Below are 19,976 nucleotides of genomic sequence, written 5' to 3' on the forward strand. Positions count from 1 at the left end.
TTTGGAGTTAAATTATTTCATTAATCTAGTCTCTTCTAGAAACTGTTTTGATAATAGGTTTATTGTTCACTCCCTTTACTGTAAAATAAAGTAAGGGAGTATTTCTTATTACATAAGACTTTTGGAGGGGATGTTTGTATGAACTCTTCTAACTTAGATAAAGAGCGGGCTTTGCGTTTATTTACATATTTGAAGGAATTTTCCATGCTGAAGACTCCTTTAGTTCGTAACGTGGAAAATTACGACGATGTTTTGTGGTTTTCTGAAGTTCCTGAAGAAAAGGAATGTACTACCCCATTACAAGATGGAGATTTTCATGATGTTTGGATAGAAATAGAAAAGCCAATTAAGCCTCCTGTCCCTTCGCCATCTGAGAAAATAGTTACTTGGTTAGAGTCAGAAGATGAATTAAATAATGAAAATAAAGAGCCTAAGCTGGTTGAACAAATTCCTAATCCTAACTATGTTGAAGATGATGAGGATGAATCACCAGAACCAAGATACATAAATTTAAACGACCATCCTGAAATTACTAATGAATTTCAAAAATACATGGAAAACGAGTGGATACCTTGGAAGGAAGAGGTATTGCGCTTTAAGAAAGTTCAATTGATCTATACAAATTTATTCTCCATTTACCAAAAGCATAAAAATTTAGGTGAACAATTTGAGCTGATTGTAGGTGTCGGTTTATTGAACTGGAAGACACCGAATGGGCAGATTGTCCATCGCCATCTATTGAGTGTTCCGGCAACATTTGATTTTGATGCGGATACTGGTGTAATACGTGTTGTTCCTTCTGCTCAAGGGATTAATCCAGACTTAGAACAAGATATGTTGGAGTTAGAAGACCGTCTCGATAGTACTTCACTTCAGCCGGTTATTGAATTGATCCATTTATTACAAGAAAACTTCTGGGACAAGACCACACAAGATTCCATTTTAAGATCCTACGTGCAATCATTATCTGCTGAAGGTGTTTATTACGAAGAAGAAATAGAAAATAAACATAATTTTGCAAATGAACCTATTGTTTTATACAGTCCAGCATTAATCTTAAGAAAAAGGGTGGAAAAAGGCTTTCAACAAGCTTGTACGAATATTATAGATAATATAGAGAGTGATCCTAGTTCCATACCACAAGGAGTAACCCGCATTTTTAAAACTATGGATGACTTACAACCCAATGGTGTAGAGGGAATGGGCACTGGTGTGGAAGCAGAGGACAATATTATCTATTTTCCGAAAGAAGCGAATGAAGAACAGGAAAAAATTATATCCAGGTTAAGTAGTCGAAATGGTGTGATCGTTCAAGGTCCACCTGGGACTGGGAAAAGTCATACCATTGCTAACTTAACCTCACACTTACTAGCAACAGGAAAAAGAGTGCTGATTACTTCAGAAACGGACCGTGCGTTAAAAGTTTTAAAGGCTAAACTTCCTGTAGAGCTTCAAGGTCTTTGTGTGAGTTTATTAGGGGCGGATTCACAATCGTTTAAGGATTTAGAACACGTGATACATATGATTTCTAATAAACGTGATGATTGGGATCCGGATGTGACTCAAAAAGAAATCGAACACCTTATTAAAAAGCTCCATGATTTAAAACAGCATGAAGCAGCTTTAAAACATCAACTTCGATCAATAAGAGAAAGTGAAACGTATAAGCATCACCTAATAGATGGAGCTTATGTAGGTACTGCTCAAAACATAGCCCAACAATTACGAAAAGATAGTGATCAGTACGGGTGGATTTCGGATAATGTTCCTTTAGATTATAAGTTTCCATTAACTAATGATGAAATTATGGAATTAGTTAGTCTTTTCGATGAGATTGATTCGAACATAGAGGAACAGTTAAAACGTACCTTTCCAGACTCTAAGAGTTTATTGACTCCTGAGGAATTTACTGGACTCACATATAGGGAATATTCACTACGAGAACAACTAACTAAACATCAGCACATTCCAGAAGAAGAGCTAAAGCCGTTTTATCGTTACTCTAATGCAACAAGAAATGAGTTATTATCAACTACTGAAGAAGTTCTTTCTACTATAAAACTACTGGAAAATAAGAGTGAAACTTGGATTCAGCGAGTTTTAGATGATTTATCAAATAAAAAGGCACAAGCGTGGAAAGAATTCTATCAGCAAGTTGAGGCACTACTTAATGAAGTTAGTGAATTATCAAAAAAGCATAGTCTTGTAGTAGTGACTGGTCTATCTGAGCGCTTACTAAATGACGTTAAGTCAGATACATCTTTACTTCGTAAACACCTAGAGAGTGGTAAAGGGCTAGGCTTTCCATTAATTCGTCCGAAAGTGGTAAAGGATTCTTGGTATATCGTAAAAGATGTAAAGATAGATGGAAGGAAATGCGATAACCTCGAAAGCCTTATAAGGTTGGAAGAAGTGTTAACAGTCGACTGTGCGATTAATTTAATAAATCATTTAATGAATGACCAACTGAACATAGAGCTTCCTAAGAAAACAGGTCGAGGATTAACTATAGCAGCTATAAAAAATGAATTAGAGATTTTTAATGAAATAATGAAGTTGGGAGATTTGCTTGAAGAAATTCCATTAGAGCTTTCAAATAATCTATCAAAAGATTCCCTTTTATCCTTAAAAAACAAACTTGAATTAGTTGCTGTTAAAGTTGAAATAAAAACTATCGAAGAATCGTTAAATAATATGCTGGATATTTTGAATCGAGTAGAGACAGATACGCATGATGTTGTTGAACGAATCAGGACATCGATTACAAAAAGGAACGTAGAAGAGTATGTTACCTCCTATGATCAATTAATACAATTAGAACATTATGCAACTAAATCAAACCGTTTCAGCCAATTAAAAATGCTATTAAAAGAAAGTCTACCATCCCTTTACGATGAACTTAGCCATTCCACAAATTATGTTGAATGGAAAAACAGGATAGAGTATTTTAATAAAGCATTGAATTGGGCGAAGGTGAACACTTGGTTAAATAACTTTATCAATTTCGATGTAGAGCAATTAACGAGTGACCTAGAAAAAGTTGCGAAAGATATTAAAACAACACTCACAGAACTAGGTGCTAATAAAGCATGGAGTTCTACTTTAATGAATATGACAGAAACACAACGGCAGCATTTAATGGCTTGGTCAACCTCTATAAGAAAAGCTGGTAAAAAGACGGGTAAACACGCCCCTAAACATTTAAAAGATGCTCAATTCCATATGAATTACTGTCGTGATGCCATACCAGCGTGGGTGTTGCCGTTGTATCGAGTTTTTGACACATTTGAAATGGAATCGAATTTATTCGATGTGGCAATTATTGATGAAGCGAGTCAATCAGGTCCAGAAGCTGTTATTCTAAAGTATCTATCGAAAAAATTAATTGTCGTTGGTGACGATAAGCAAATCAGTCCTGAGTATGTTGGTTTAAATAGGGATGATGTTAATTATTTGAGAAAAGAATTTCTATTTGATTTCGAAATAGCGGATATGCTGGATGGAGATACTTCATTCTTTGATCTTGCAAATGTTCTTTTTGGAGGAAGAATTACATTACGAGAGCATTTCCGATGTATGCCGGAAATCATTGAATTCTCAAATAAAATATGTTATACAAATACCCCATTAACTCCTTTGCGGCAATATCCGCCCAATAGGCTGGAACCAATAAAGACTAAACATATAGCCAATGGCTATCGTGAAGGATCAGGACAAAAAGTTTTAAACCTTCCAGAAGCTGAGGCTGTCGTAGAACAAATAAAAAGATGTATAAATGACCCAAGTTATAATGGTAAAACAATGGGAGTAATTAGTCTTCAGAGTATTGGTCAAGCGCAAGAAATCCATCGATTGTTAGTGAATGAAATTGGAACAGAAGAAATGGAACGAAGAAACCTTATTTGCGGTGATGCCTATGCATTCCAAGGGGACGAACGAGACATCATCTTTTTAAGTCTAGTTGCTGCACCAGGTGAAACTGGGATGCGAGCATTAACATCAGAAAAAGATAGACGCCGATTTAACGTTGCAGCTAGTCGTGCTAAAGATCAGCTATGGTTATTCCATACTCCTACAGTTAATGACTTTAGAAATAAATCATGCTTACGTTACCAATTAATAGCTTATTGTCAGAATCCTTCTAAAGAGACAATGGAATCTAATCGTGAAAAATGTGAAAGTGACTTCGAAAGGGCAGTATTTGATCAAATATCAACAAGAGGATTTAAAGTGGTTCCTCAACATGAAGTTGCTGGCTTCCGAATTGATTTGGTTGTTGAGGGTACAACTGGAAGAATCGCTGTTGAATGTGATGGAGATCAGTGGCACGGACCAGAACGTTATGATTACGACATGAATAGACAAAGAATTTTAGAAAGATGTGGTTGGAAATTCTGGCGTGTTAGAGGGAGCGAGTATTATCGAAGTCCTGAAACAGCACTTGATTTACTGTGGAAAACATTAGACTTTTATGACATATGGCCAGAAGGTTACGAACACGAGCCTAAGGAAGAAGACAGTTCTGATGAAAGTAGTTTATCAAAGAATCAACAAAACAGTGATAAATTGGTGAGCTCTATTAATACAAAAACCATAACTTTAATGAAAAAGAGTACACAAAATAAAGGCAAGAAGAAAGACAAAGGAAACCAAGAAAGCAAGGATGACCATGTGTCAAGTAAGGTGGAACAAATGCATCTATTCTCCGGAGACGAACAAGAGCAACTATCTCTGTTTAAGGAAGAAATTATTACACCAATTGTTTCCGTACCCGAGGAAGAGACTAGAAAACCTCACGATAAAAAGGTTAAACACACACCCTCTCTCAAGTCTTATTTAGAAAATGAAGGTTTCGAAGTAATCGATAATCGCCCAAAAGGTGGATCATTATGGGTAATTGAAGCAGAAGAATTAACACCGATTGTACAACAATTAAAAAAGCAAGGTATTGAATTTACCTATTCCAAAAACGGAGGTCGTGCAACAAAGAAGAGACCTGCTTGGTTTACATCATATAAAGAGTAAGGATTAGACTGAGAAATAAATATCCCCATAGTACAAAAATTCACCAACAAGAATCAACTATTCCAAGCCTAGAGTTATCTAGGCTTTTTCTACTAGATGACTTTTAATATCCCTTTTAATTGTACAACCCTAAGGTTATAATTTAATTAAAAGGGAATATTTTGGAAAGCCAATGATAAGCCAAGTTATAAGCCTTTCCTGATGTTATGTTGGGGTACGTTCCTATAATAATTCCAATTTGCTTATTTAAAAATTTTACCCCTATGTAACTCACCATATAATTAAAAAGCTATTGATTGTTTATTATCTTGAATATTGCCACTCAAATAATTGGGATTGACAACTGAAAACTTTGGAAAAATTATAGAACATTTTAATGATAGGAAAAAAGATTTGGGAAGGAAATTAACATGGATTATTCTGCAGGATTTACAAAAGAAAAATGGTCAGAAAATGATATAGCCATTGTTTTGGAACTAATATTAAAAGGGAAAAACAAAAGAGAAATTTTAGAAGAAGTTACGGAACATAATTTATTTCAGTTAAGGAGTCCTGTTAGTATAAGTAACCGATTTAATATGGTCTATAATCGAGCAGTTATCTTAGACGAAGAAATGCAGCGATATTTTTTAGATGCCAATGTGTATAATCGTAAAGCGTTAACTTTATATTCATTTCTAAAAGTTTATAGAGTACCGTTGGAGTTTTATTATGAAGTTATCTTATATAAAAATGAGCAGCAAGAACATTTGTACAGTAATGACTTTCATTATTTTTTTGAAAAAAAATCAAGCGAAAGTAATAAAATTTCTGAATGGAGACCAGAAACCATTAAGCGGTTAATACGAACGTTAATCCTTTTCTTTAGAGAATCGAACATGATCGAAAAGATTGATAAGACAAAATACACAGTTAAATCAATACATATGAATAGGCCATTAAAATCATATGCTGAAAAGAATGCACCTCTTCTGTATTCTTTCACAACTTTAGAAAAGGTGAATGAACTATGAGAACTACTTACGAGCGTTTAGAACAAATGGAAACACGAATTACCAAGGATGAATTTGAGAGACCAAAAGGAATTGGTAGTGATATTCCACATTTTGTATTGGATTATCCACCCAAAGATGAATTACAAGTTCGCATTTATCTAAAAAATATGTTGAAGCGAACAAAAATTAACATCAAAGAGGTGAATTTATTTGAATTTCTCCTTTCCTTTTTTGATGAGGATGAATTAGAAGAATTATATGAGATATCAGAAGAAGAAGGACTTCGTGGATTGGATGATGTTTTTGGAACATTATTAAATGAAAACAACAAAATAACTCAACACTTCATGAATGAAACGAGGGAAGCAGACATCATCTTTATTACTGGTGTCGGTACAGCTCATCCTTTTTTACGATCAAGTAAACTGTTGAAAGCTATCTCTAGTAAAGGTTATAAGAAACCAATTGTTTTGTTTTATCCAGGCGAATTTACAGGGTTAAGGTTAAAGTTATTTGGAATTTTAGATTATGAAGATGACTATCAATTATCGCGTATATCTTAGAGGGAGGGAAATAAGTGAAAATAGAAGAGTTATTTAAGAAAGATATACATCGCCCCATTAATAATGTTGTACAAGCGGAGCAGGTGGATGAATCAACTATCGAGAATGAACTAGATGAATATGTGTTAACAGAGGAAAGTGCACATTATTTAGAACGGTTTTATCGTAATTATCTAGCAATATATGATCAACCATCAACAAAAGTCGGTGTATGGATCTCAGGCTTCTTCGGTTCTGGTAAATCACATTTTTTAAAAATTTTATCCTACTTGTTACATAATCAGTCAATTGTGGGGAGAACACCTGCTGATTATTTTAGAGAAAAGACTAACAAAACAGAGCTGTTAGACATGATGCAAAAAGTATCTGAGAAGAGAACAGATGCACTACTATTCAATATAGACTCACGTTCCACATCATCCGCTAATGACTCGGAAAAAGAACGGATCTTTGAGGTGTTCCTGAGGGTATTTAATAACCATTTAGGTTATTCGGATACGCTATGGGTTGCAGAAATGGAACGCCAACTGGATGATGACGGTAATTACTACACATTTAAACAAGTGATTTATGACAAGAACGGAAAATCTTGGGAAGAATTTCGATTAAAGGTCTTATTACGTAAGAAGAAAGTCATTCAAGCATTGGAAGCAGTAGGATATGACAAAGATACAGCAGAAAGTTTTTTTAATATAAGCCGTGAATGGTTTTCAATTGATGCCTTAAGGGTTGCCCAACTAGTTGCAAATTACTGTAAGAAGCAAGGCCCAGACTATAGAATCGTTTTCTTAGCTGATGAAGTTGGCCAGTATATTGGAAATAATACGAGTTTAATGTTGAATTTACAAACAATTACAGAGAAATTAGGAGACCTTTGTCAGGGGCAGGCGTGGGTTATTGTAACATCACAGGAAAAATTAGAAGCAACCGTCTCTGATCTTGACAGCACAAAGGACTTTTCTAAAATTCAAGGACGATTTGAAACGAAAATAAACTTATCGAGTGCCAATACGGATGAAGTTATTAAAAAGCGCTTGCTAGAGAAAACGGATATTGGTGCAGATAAGTTAAAAACAATTCATGATCAAGAAGGAAAACTTATCTATAACCGTTTAGCCTTTGATAAGAAGAATACTCAGTTACGATCAGGTTATCGTTCCATTGATGAGTTTATAGATTTTTATCCATTTGTCCCATATCAAATTGAGTTATTACAGAAAATATTCACGAAAATTCGAAACTTAGGTGAAGGTGGACAGCATACATCCCGTGGGGAACGTTCTCTATTAAAGGCATTCCAGGAAGCTGGGCAATTAAATGCAGGGTATAATGTAGAAAACATGGTTACGATGGCAGAATTTTATCCTTCCATTCGCGATTATTTGGAATCCTCCATTACGAGTACAATTGCCCGTGCACATGATCGTGCTAGAAACAATGAAGGACTGCTAGTATATGACGTTTCGGTATTACAAGTACTTTATTTGATTAAAGGCATTGACGAAATCAAAGCTACATCAAGTAATATCGCAACATTAATGGTTGAAACAGTATATGATGAACGTCAGCCTCTTGAATATCGTGTGAAAGAATCTTTAAATCGCCTTCAAACCATGATGTTTATTGAGCAACATGCTGATGGTTCTTATTCTTTTTTATCTGATGAGGAACAAGAGATTAATCGCGATATTCGTGTGGAAGATTATAATCCAACTGCAGTTAAAGAACGGTTAGGAAACCTCTTTTTTAACGTGATGTATCGTTTTCCGAAATACGAATATAAACATAATGAACTAACAAAGAACTTTGACTATAATAAGCGTTTCGACAATTATGTAAAAGGTCAGATGAATCACGAACTAACGATGCAAGTATTTTCTCAAGGCATGACAGATTCAGAAGCGGCTTTACAAGCTAATTCTGGTTATTTAATCATTCTTTTAGATAAAGATCTCATTGCAGAAGCAGAAAGTGCATTAGCATATATTCAGCAGGTGGATAGCTATGTAAGACGTAAACAATCAACTACTACGACACAGCAACAAAAACGTATTTACGATGCAAAGTTGGCGGAAGTGGATGAATATGTAGAAAAAGCTGAACAATTATTGGCCAAAGCCTGTGATAGTGCTGCATTTTATATTCAGGGTCAACAGCGTGATTTCAATGGTAGTTTTGAAAGCAAAGTAAACCAGGCTATGGATATGTTAATTCGTAATACTTTCACCAAGATCCATTATATTGAAAAACCTATTACGTTTAAAAATAGTAAGCATGAATGGATGCAGGTTGCTGAAGATTTGGGACAACTTGACTTATTCAAGGACTATAATAAAAATGCTTTGGATGAAGTGAAGCACTTTATTGAGGAGCTAGAACGTTCCCATGACAAACGAACATTAAAACAGGTCGTACAAAAGTATAATGCTGTTCCGTATGGGTGGGAAGAGCAAGATACAATAGGTATACTAATGGGCTTGATGAATGGGAATAAGTTACGTTTTACATATGCAGGAGAACCGTTTACACCAAGTTCCAATCAGTTTTATGTGCGATTAGAAAAAGTATCGGAACGTGACCGTATCGTTGTCTTACCAATCGTCGAGATGGATCATCAAATCAAACAAGAACTCATTGCACTAGTTCGAGATTTCTTCTCCATAACTCAACCGTATGACTCATATGATGCTTACGCTGAGATAATTCGAGAAAAAATCAATAATGAATTCGTAGAGCCTATAGAAAGAATTCGAGAACGTCGCCGCAGGCAAGACCCAACGAGTGAGTTCCCTTACCCTGGTGAAAGTGATATACGAACAGTTGCGAATGACACACAAAAATTACTTGCTATTCGTGACCCTGAACAATTTTGTCGTACCTTTGTCCAATACGAAGATGATATAGAAAACTGGTATGACATTTTAGAAACGCTTCAAGGTTTCTATGAAGGTAATCCAATCGCTAAGTTTGATGAAGCTGTTCATGCTCTTAAAGAGCATGAACAAGAAATAGAAATCATCCTTAATAATGAGAAACTTGAAGAAATTGTACAACGAATGCAACAAATTTTACTGAAAGAAAAACCAACAAGAGAAATTAGTGACTTATCGAAGCTAACAAACAACCTGAAGGATGTAATTCAAACAGAAACGAATAAACAAAAGAAAGCAGTATTGGTTCACTCTGAAAAATCAATGTCTCAACTGAATGATATGCTGGAGCGATATGTCCAGTATGAGAAAATAGGAAATTACATTCAGTCACAAAAACAAAAGGCAGACCAACTATATCAAAAAATTCAAGAAAATAATCGTATTTCTAGCGCACGAATTAATCAACAACAATTAAATGAACTTATTGATGGTACGGAGAATAAAGTACGTCAAATGATGCAAGAGTTAAAAGGAAACTCCCATTCAAAACAAAGACAACCGAAGAAGATTACTGAATATGAATTGTATGAATCGTTTTTTAGCGAACTTACCACAATTGATTCCGAAGATGATTTAGAGCGTGCTGTTCAATCATTGAAAAAAAGATTAACTAAAGATTTACAAACACATTATTTTATTAAATCATAATATGTGGGGCAGATAAGTATCTGCTCTCTCTATATAGGAGTGAAACGATGAATAAGGCAGAATTGAAAAAATTCGCAGTAGAAGCGAGACGTGACTTAATTGAAAAAGTGTCATTAAAGGCGGAACAATACGGAATAGCTAAAGATAAACAAGATTTCTCCATTGAAGAGAACTATGGGCAATTATATGTTAACGGTAAATCATATCCATTGGAAATGAAGACTGTATTTTACAGTCTTCACCAACGCATAAAGGTGATTGGATACGACCAACTCGTTGAAGAAATTGCTTATACGTGGTTTAACCGGATCATTGCCATTCGTTATATGGAAGTAAATAACTACTTGCCTGATCGCGTTCATGTTTTATCAAGCAGCACGGGGAAAAATGAACCAGATATATTGCTTCAATATGAAACGATGAATCTAGATATTGACTCCCAAACAGTAAATGAATTAACTCAAAAAGGAGATAACGAACAAGCGTACCGAAAGTTGTTTATTGCACAGTGTAACGCATTAAATAAATTACTGCCTTTCTTGTTTGAAAGAATTGATGATTATACAGAGCTTTTATTACCTGATTATCTATTAGATCAAGAATCAATCATCCGTAAGATAGTTAATTATTTATCTCAAGAAAATTTCTCTCAACTTCATGAGGATGGAACTAGAACTGATAATGTGGAAGTATTGGGTTGGCTATATCAATACTACATGTCAGAGAAGAAGGAGCAAGTTGGAGGCCTAAGAAATACTGCCGTAAAAAAAGAGGACTTACCTGTAGTAACCCAATTATTTACTCCTAAATGGATTGTACAGTATATGGTACAAAATTCTTTAGGTAAACTTTACGATGAAAAATTTGAAGACAATCAGTTAGCTCAGCATTGGGAGTATTATTTAAAGCATGAAGAAAACAACCAATTGTATCCGGAATTCGATTCTTTAGAAGAACTTAAAATTATCGACCCTGCATGTGGTTCTGGTCATATACTTATTTATGCGTTTGAAATGTTATATGACATGTATGTGGAAGCAGGATATCCATCTAGAGAAATTCCACAATTAATTTTAGAAAATAACTTATATGGACTAGATATTGATAAACGTGCACAACAAATTGCTAACTTTGCCTTACTGATGAAAGCTGCTGAAAAACAACCACGTTTCATATCAAGACTTAGCCGAAAAGGTGAAAGTCCTAAATTGAATGTGTATGAAATTGTAGATGCTGACAAATCCCTATCTGAAGAAGCAATTGATTATTTTACTAAAAATGAGACCGAAAAATCTTTAATCAATGAATTATTGAGTCAATTTGAGAACGGAAAACAATTTGGTGCGTTGATAAATCCAATCGAAATTCCTTATGTAGAATGGATTAATCGGATATATGAATTAGAAAGCAGAAAAAGTGATTTGTTAGATGAATCTTATTTTAATGAGTTAAAGGATAGGCTTTTACCCGTACTGACACAAGCATTGATGTTGTATCAAAAGTATGATGTGGTTGTAACTAATCCACCGTACCATAGTAAGTATAATACTGTACTGAAGAAGTTTATTAATCAACATTATAATGATTATAAATCAGATTTATACTCTGCGTTTATATATAAAACTACAAAGATGGTAAAGAAGAATGGATATTCATCATTAATGACTCCATTTACATGGATGTTTATAACTACACATGAAAAATTAAGATTAATGTTAATTGAAAAGTTTTCTATCTCAAGTTTAATACAATTGGAATACTCAGCTTTTAAAGAAGCTACTGTACCAATATGTACGTTTGTAATTCAAAACCAGACTACTAATTCAATTGGTGAATATCTAAGTCTTGATAATTTTAAGGGAGAAGAGATACAACCTTTAAAAGTAAAAGAAGCTGTTTCTCAAGGTCACGTAGAATTTAAATATATTTTTGATTGTAAAGAATTCGGAAAGTTGCCTAAAAGTCCAATATCTTTCTGGTTAACAGAAAACGAAAAAAATGTTTTCCAAAATGCTAAATTACTAGGAGAGTTTGCAGAGCCAAAGGCAGGTCTTCAGACTGGTAAGAATGAAATATTTTTAAGGCACTGGCACGAAGTCGATTTCAATAAAATAGGATTTGATATGAAAGATCATACAGATGCAGAAAATAGCAAGAGAAAATGGTTTCCATATAACAAAGGTGGTAATTTTAGAAAGTGGTATGGAAACCAAACGCATGTAGTAAATTGGGAATCGCGTGGAAAGGAAATTCATGATTTTAATGGGATACCTCTTGATTATAAAGGCGCACCGGTTCGGAATAAACAATATTATTTTAAAAGCGGACTTACATGGTCATTTATCAGCTCATCTAAATTTGGGGTACGTTATACACCCCATGGTTTTATTTTTGATGTTGCAGGCTCAACAGCTTTTCCAAAAGGTGAGTTAATGTACTATCTAATGGCTTTCTTAACAAGTAAAGTGGCTTATAATTTTTTACGGTCATTAAATCCCACGTTAAACTTTCAAGTTAATAATATAAAATCATTACCAGTTCTTTTTGATAATAAGTCCTCTATTGATATTTTGAGTGAAGAAAATATAAATCTAAGTAAAGATGATTGGGATTCATATGAAACTTCCTGGAATTTTTTAAAGCACCCATTTCTATCTAATTACTTTTCGAGAATTCTTGAAGCATATGATAGTTGGGATAAGAATACTCAATACCGTTTTCAAACTCTTAAAAAAAATGAGGAAGTATTAAATCAAGTATTTATTGAAATATATGGATTACAATCAGAAACCTCATCAAAAGTAGAAGACGATGATATTACCCTTTCAATAGCTAATCGTGAAAGAGATACAAAGTCATTCTTATCTTACTTTATCGGATGTGTGTTAGGGCGTTACTCATTAGAATTTGAAGGTATTGCGTATGCTGGTGGTGAATTTAATGAATTAAAGTATGAGACATTCAAACCGAATCAACATGGTCTCATTCAATTAACGGATGAACATTATTTTGATAATGACATTATTGTGCGTTTACGTGAGTTTTTGTCTATTGGATTTAGTCCAGAGACTGTAAATGAAAATATACAATGGCTAGCAGAATCGTTAACAATGAAGAAAAATGAGTCTCCGGAGGATCGGTTACGTCGTTATTTCATAGATGAGTTTTTCAACGATCACTGTAAAAATTATCAAAAGCGACCAATTTATTGGTTGGTGGATTCAGGAAAACAAAAAGGGTTACGAACGTTTATTTATATGCATCGTTATCAGCAGGATACGATGGCGACAATCCGTTTTGAACATTTGCAAGAAATTCAATCCAAATACCAGAACGAAATTGATATGATAAATACACGTATAGCTAATCCAAGCTTATCACCAGCCGATCGACGTGAATTTGAACGTTCAAAAACAGTTTTCCAAAAGAAACTTGAGGAGTTACAAACATTTGATAAGCATTTAGCGACTTATGCGAATGAACAAATTACCATTGATCTAGATGATGGTGTCAAAGTGAATTATGCCAAGTTTGACAAAGTATTAGCAAAGATTAAATAACAGAAAGAGGAGGATTCTCCTCTTTCTCTTTACATAATGAGGTGGGAAAGGTGAATGTAATTGAAAAATTACAGGAGAAAATACAACAAGAAAAAGAAGTAAAAGGACGTGCTATTGTATTTTGGTATGATCCACAAGCACAAGTAACTGTTGATGAATTAAGAGAACAGATAGATGACATTCATGTTCGAGAGTTAACGGACCGCAATTTTTTTAAGATTAAAGTTGAAGTGGAACTTCAAAAGCCAACAGAATCTTTTTTAATTTATTCGGCAAACCCAAGACCAAATGATAAGGAAAATGTATTGTTAGATATTTTATCCTACAGTTTAGAATTCAAAGCAGATGAAGTAGCAATGTTATCCGAGTCATTACACGTATCTGATCATGTACTTCGATCAATGATGGAACAGTACCCGTTATTCTTTGAAAGTAAGGAACGTAGAAGAAAATTAGGAAAAGTATTACCAAAGAGCGCAGGCGAGTATGAGTTTGAACTTAGTATGATGGCAGTACTACTTAAAGCACCCGTACCAGATATTCGGGTTATTACACGTCAACTTGTTATGAATGGTTTACATATGGAAGAAAATGAGTTAAGTAATCAATTACAAAGGAATTTTTCTTTAGTGCGTGCCTTAGAGTTTATTGGTCGTTATTTTGGAGTATCGATTGAAGAAACACAGGAACCTTTAAAGGAACTATTACAGATCCTAATTTATCAGCACTTCCGAAGAGATGCGTCATTTGTAGTAGATGAATGGGAAAAGAAGTGGTCTTCCTCATCTCCTAACGTCTGTGCTTTATTTATTGAAGAGTGGTTACAACATACAGAGCGTGATGTAATTGAGGAAATTATCAAAAAGTGGGAACGATCTCATCAAGTAAGAGGAATTTTAAGTACCCAGGACATTGATAATTTTCAGAAAGTCGTTACCATCCCTGTTGTTGATGTTCTGATAATCGAGAAATGTGTTGATGAACTTGAACATAAAACCATTCATGTAGATGAGAGATTGTCTTTAATCGAACAACGTTTACAAACATATTGGGGGAAGAAAGGAAAAATAAAGGATTTATATAAAACGTTGTATGAAGCGATTCGAGTGGAAAAATTAAAACCCGTTATTACTAATATGCATCAGGAAGAAGATCTTTACGAAAGATATGCCAACAGTCTGTATCAAATAGACCAAGCTTATCGTCATTTCATGTATTACTTCTCACGACTTAATGTTAAAGAAATATTAGAAGATATTGCAAGTCGAACGACGAATTGGTACGAGAATCATTATCTACTTAAACTCGGTGAAGAGGCGAATTACATGTTGGAAGATGGAGATTTGTCAAAATTGATGCCACAGCGAACGTTTTTTCAAAAAAAGATTCGACCAATCTTGGAGAAGGAACAGACACGGGTATTTGTAATTATATCGGATGCTTTGCGTTATGAAGCTGCATGTGAATTACACGAACAATTAGATCAAAGAGAAAATGGAAAGTCTAGCATTCTCCCAATGGCAGCAAGTTATCCAACATACACGCAGTTAGGGATGGCGTCGCTGTTACCACATCGTGAGCTCAGTGCAGATAGTAAGAAAGGTATCCTAGCTGACGGCCAGTCAACAAAGGGAATGGATAAGCGTCGTCAACTTCTACAAACTGTAGAGTCACAAGCCGAAGTTTTACGACTCAAGGAGCTTTTGGATATGAAAGCAGGGGAAGCCGATCTGTTGTTAAGAGGGAAACGGCTTGTTTATTTATACCATGATCATATCGACGCACTTGGTGATTCTGCTAAGTCAGAACGTGAAACCTATGAGGCAGTCCATCAGGCAATCAATAATTTAGAATATGCTGTGGATCGATTATCACGCCTTCAAGCGAAACGAATATTCGTTACGGCTGATCATGGTTTCTTATTCCAGTTTAAACAAATTGAACCGCACGGTAAAATACCAGCTGTAGAAGGGGAGGTAACTGATAGTAACCGACGTTTTGCTATTGGACATCATTTATCAACTCCAGAGGGTTCCATAAAGATAATGGAGAAACAGACTCCATTAAAGAATGTAGAAGTTGTGATGGCCAAAAGTCTTAACCGTTTTAAAACAGGTGGAGGTCTTCAGTTTATCCATGGTGGAGCACTGCCTCAAGAAGCAATAGTACCATTAATTGAATACCGTCGTATTGAAAAAGCAAAACCTGTAGATATAGCCGTTGCAATGATTAATAAAGTAATCACGAATTATCGCATTCCAATTTCCTTTTATCAAGAGCAAAGCATTTCAGATGAATTTACATCCCGTAAAGTTCGAGCAGCTTTTTATCAAGGTGACGAGCGAATATCGAATGAATTAGATCTTGTATTTGACTTAAAAGGAGAAAATCGTGCTCGTAACATTCAAGTGGAATTTACTCTAGTTGAAAAACATTACAAGATTGGTGAAACATGCGCGTTAAGAATCGAAACTGTGACTAAAAAAGGTAAAGTAGTGTATTTAGAAGAAGAATTCGTTTTACGTTTGTATGAAACCTTGTATTAATTTGAGATAGAAAAGAAGGTGTTTATTAACGTGCTTAAAAAAGGTGAAATAGTAGGAGCCTCTTTTTGGCCAGAACCAGTACAAGTGAAACACGTGGAAGTCATAGATAATGATTTGTATCTAGTAGAAGCAGTAGGGAGGGAGTCGAATCAATTTTTTGAAAACTATTTAGAGAAATATCAACTACAAGAGGTAGAACGTTACTCTGATGAAGATGCCTCTGATCGTTTGAAGGCGCGCTTCCAACACTATTTACAATATTACGTATTAAGAACGGAAAAGGAATACTCTCAAGCAAGGGCCCGTGGTAATAAAAATATGATTCCATTGCCACATCAAATTGAAGCAGTATATAGTAAAATGCTTCAAACACCGCAGATAAGATATCTATTAGCAGATGATCCAGGTGCAGGTAAAACGATAATGTCAGGAATGCTCATACGAGAATTAAAAGCACGGAACCTAATTAGAAAAACTTTGATCCTAGTCCCTCCTCTCGTTCTAAAGCAATGGCAAATGGAATTAAAAGAAAAATTTGATGAAGATTTTTTAATCATTACTCGGTCTTATTTAGATGCTTCCGGTGAATTAAATCCATTTGATATACATCAACAAGTGATTGCATCGGTATATTGGGCATCTAGAGAAGATATAAAAAATATAATAGTAAACTCCAATTTTGACTTAGTCATTGTAGATGAGGCGCATAAAATGGCAGCTTATACAGTTGGTCAGAAGAAACGGAAAGTGAAACGAACAAAAATGTTTCAACTTGGCGAGAACTTACTCAGGCATACAGAACATTGTTTGTTGTTAACAGCAACACCTCACAAAGGTGATAAGGAAAATTTCCGCCACCTCATGAGTTTGATTGATCATGATATCTTTTCCCAGTTAAACCGAGGAGATTCCATTTTCGAAAAAAGTAATCCTTATGTCATTCGTCGCTTAAAAGAAAATATGGTTAATTTTGATGGTACTCCGTTGTTCCCAAAGAGGACAACAAAAACACTAGGGTTCGACTTGAGTCCTGCGGAGATCGACTTATATGAAGCAGTCACAGACTATGTGAGATATTACTTTAATCGAGCAAAACAAAATAACAAACCTAATGTTGCTTTTGCGATGATGATTTTACAAAGGCGTTTGAGCTCTTCGGTAGAAGCTATTTACTTATCCCTCTTCCGGCGTAGAGGGCGTTTACAGAAAGCATTGGAAACAGGTCGTAAAATTCAACGAGTTTTGGACTTTGAGGATTATGAAGATAGCTCAATTGAAGAACAAGAACTAATGGAAGAGTATGCTGAAGGAGAATATGAGGATCTAGATCTTGAAGAACTACAAGTGGAAATTGAAATGTTGGATCAATTGATTCGTAAGGCCAATATTATTCGACAAAATGAAAATGAGCGCAAGTTTTTGGAGTTGGAAAAAACATTATTCGGTGCTGGTGGTTTGTTAGCTCAGGGTGAGAAAATCTTAATATTTACCGAATCAAAAGATACTTTAAATTATTTAGAAAAAAAACTAAAAGCCTATGTTCCTGAGATTGCGAAAATTGTAGGTGACTTTTCCATGGATAGACGTCAGGTAGAAGTGGAGAAGTTTCGTAATGACCTTCAAATTATGATAGCAACAGATGCTGGCGGTGAATCAATTAACCTTCAATTTTGTAATCAAATGGTGAATTACGATATTCCTTGGAATCCTAATAGACTCGAACAGCGGATGGGGCGTATTCACCGTATTGGTCAGAAAAATGAGGTTTTTGTATTTAATTTAGTAGCAACAAATACACGTGAAGGGGATGTGCTCATCAGGCTTCTCACAAAGATGGAGCAAATGCGTGAAGACCTTGGACAAGAACTTGTTTATGATTTTATAGGTGAAGTTCTAGAAGATCATCAAGCTGATTTATCCTCAATTATGGAACAAGCGATTACTGGACGTGAAAATTTAAACGAAGTTATTGAACATATGGAAAAAACGTTATCTGAAGAACATAAACGGTTGTTAGAGCTTGCTAAAAAAGAACGACTAGACAATAATTTTGATTTACCTGGTGCCAAACGTTCTTTTGATGAAGTTTCTATGCAGAGCATACCAAATCGTTTTTACGGGCAATTTGTTATCAAAGGCTTAGAGAATACGAGAACACGCTTAAATGTTTCTGCTGATCAAAATACAGTACGAATTGATCGTTTTCCTAAACGTATTCGTGATTTTGCAAAAGACAATAAGCTTATGTTTAATTTTGAAGACTCTATCCGCTTTTCACTAACATCGAAAAAAGAAACGAATAAGTCACGGATGATAGAAAATGATGATCCACTGTTTAACCTAGTGATGAAACTTACAGCCAAAGAAATGCAACAAATAGTAATGCCACTTTATAAAGTGAATGCATCAGTTCAAGAATCAATAACAATGGAATTAAATTTGATCACAATAGTTGACGGTAACGGTCGGGAGCTAGAACAGAAGTTGATGTTACTAGCTAAACGTGAGAAAGGTGAGTTTATCCATGTTTCACCGTATTTCCTTTTCCGCCAATCATTGGATGTAATTAGTAAATATTTTGATGAAGAGCAGGATATTACACGAAATGTTATTAATCAAGCTAGGAAAATTTTAAAGAGGATCCAACGAAAGCGTGAGGGTTATGCGAATCGAAAACGAGTATTTTTAAGAAAGTCTTTCGATGATCAAATGGGAACTTTACAAGATCGATTAAAGAAATATCAAGAAGAGAATATAGACGGGAAAAATAGTGCAATAATTAACCAAACCTATGCGCAAATTGATGAATTGGAAGACCGGAGTAAAGAACGCTTGAAAGAAATTGATCGCGAGCGTTCCATCCAATTGAAACCTGTAAAACGTATTGCACAATTAAAAGTACAACCGAATGGCCAAGCCACTGAACGGATTATCCCAGAAGATTATTTACCAATGATTGAATCCTATGAGTTGAAACAAGGCAGATTGAATGTAACAGTACAACCAGCATTCGGTTTAGTTGATTTCATTAGTGAAGAAACCGATGGTGAAAATCGCTTAATACTAGTTACCAACGATTATTATCATTTAAAAAAACAATTAGTTGAGGAAGATTATGACCCCATAAAGAGTCGTGTTTATATATATGAGGTGAAAGAAAAGCAAATGACAGAATACCAATTAGAACATGGATACATGTATTTTTAAGAGAAAGTGGGAGATATTAGGTAAATTTGATGAATTAACTCTTTGGATAGAGTATTTCCACCTATTTGATCCTAGTTATAAGATGTAAACCATTTAGATAGAGGAAGATAGGGTTAAAATGACGCAATCCTTATCTGACTTACTATCTAACACCTTGTTTTAATAGGCTATGTAGAAAGACAAAGTCTGGGAAACAAGACCATACTTTGTCTTTTTCTACACTTTACCAATAAAATAACGAAAAAATAAATGTACAATAGAGGAGAGATGGCAAGTGGCTGAATTGAAATACGAAATTACGGAAAGTTTTGGTGCTATATCAGAATCTCCAAAAGGATGGAAAAAAGAAGTAAATCTAATTAGTTGGAATGGGCGAACTCCCAGGTATGATATACGAGATTGGGCACCTAACCATGAAAAGATGGGGAAAGGAGTCACTTGCTCAAAAGAAGAGTTAAAGGCATTGAGGGATATTTTAAATGGAATGGAGTTAGATTAA

At 34.8% G+C, this 19,976-nt stretch carries 8 protein-coding genes; all 8 read left to right on the forward strand.

What is annotated here, in order from left to right; genetic code table 11:
* Positions 1-138: 138 nt before the first annotated feature.
* The 8 genes from KS419_RS02110 (at position 139) to KS419_RS02145 (ending at position 19,976) form a co-directional block, all read left to right on the forward strand.
* Positions 139-5,025: an AAA domain-containing protein gene (locus KS419_RS02110; protein WP_217064427.1), complete on the forward strand. Its 4,887-nt coding sequence runs from the start codon at positions 139-141 to the stop codon at positions 5,023-5,025.
* A gap of 410 nt (positions 5,026-5,435) precedes the next feature.
* The gene (locus KS419_RS02115) at positions 5,436-6,038 is read left to right on the forward strand and encodes a DUF1819 family protein (RefSeq protein ID WP_217064428.1); all 603 of its coding nucleotides are present in this window, start codon (positions 5,436-5,438) and stop codon (positions 6,036-6,038) included.
* The gene (locus tag KS419_RS02120) at positions 6,035-6,583 is read left to right on the forward strand and encodes a BREX protein BrxB domain-containing protein (RefSeq protein WP_217064429.1); all 549 of its coding nucleotides are present in this window, start codon (positions 6,035-6,037) and stop codon (positions 6,581-6,583) included. The genes KS419_RS02115 and KS419_RS02120 overlap by 4 nt, the downstream gene beginning before the upstream one ends.
* A gap of 14 nt (positions 6,584-6,597) precedes the next feature.
* Positions 6,598-10,164 carry a BREX system P-loop protein BrxC gene (gene brxC / locus KS419_RS02125; RefSeq protein ID WP_217064430.1) on the forward strand — a complete coding sequence of 1,189 codons (3,567 nt, stop codon included), beginning with the start codon at positions 6,598-6,600 and terminating at the stop codon, positions 10,162-10,164.
* Between the two features lie 47 nt (positions 10,165-10,211).
* Positions 10,212-13,724 carry a BREX-1 system adenine-specific DNA-methyltransferase PglX gene (gene pglX / locus KS419_RS02130; protein WP_217064431.1) on the forward strand — a complete coding sequence of 1,171 codons (3,513 nt, stop codon included), beginning with the start codon at positions 10,212-10,214 and terminating at the stop codon, positions 13,722-13,724.
* 50 nt (positions 13,725-13,774) lie between these two features.
* The gene (gene pglZ, locus KS419_RS02135) at positions 13,775-16,270 is read left to right on the forward strand and encodes a BREX-1 system phosphatase PglZ type A (protein WP_217064432.1); all 2,496 of its coding nucleotides are present in this window, start codon (positions 13,775-13,777) and stop codon (positions 16,268-16,270) included.
* Between the two features lie 30 nt (positions 16,271-16,300).
* The gene (locus tag KS419_RS02140; RefSeq protein ID WP_217064433.1) at positions 16,301-19,477 is read left to right on the forward strand and encodes a DEAD/DEAH box helicase; all 3,177 of its coding nucleotides are present in this window, start codon (positions 16,301-16,303) and stop codon (positions 19,475-19,477) included.
* Positions 19,478-19,751: 274 nt separating this feature from the next.
* Complete coding sequence (locus KS419_RS02145; RefSeq protein ID WP_217064434.1) at positions 19,752-19,976, forward strand: YdbC family protein; 225 nt, start codon at positions 19,752-19,754, stop codon at positions 19,974-19,976.

The sequence above is a fragment of the Evansella tamaricis genome, from assembly GCF_019042215.1.
Classification (GTDB): domain Bacteria; phylum Bacillota; class Bacilli; order Bacillales; family Salisediminibacteriaceae; genus Evansella; species Evansella tamaricis.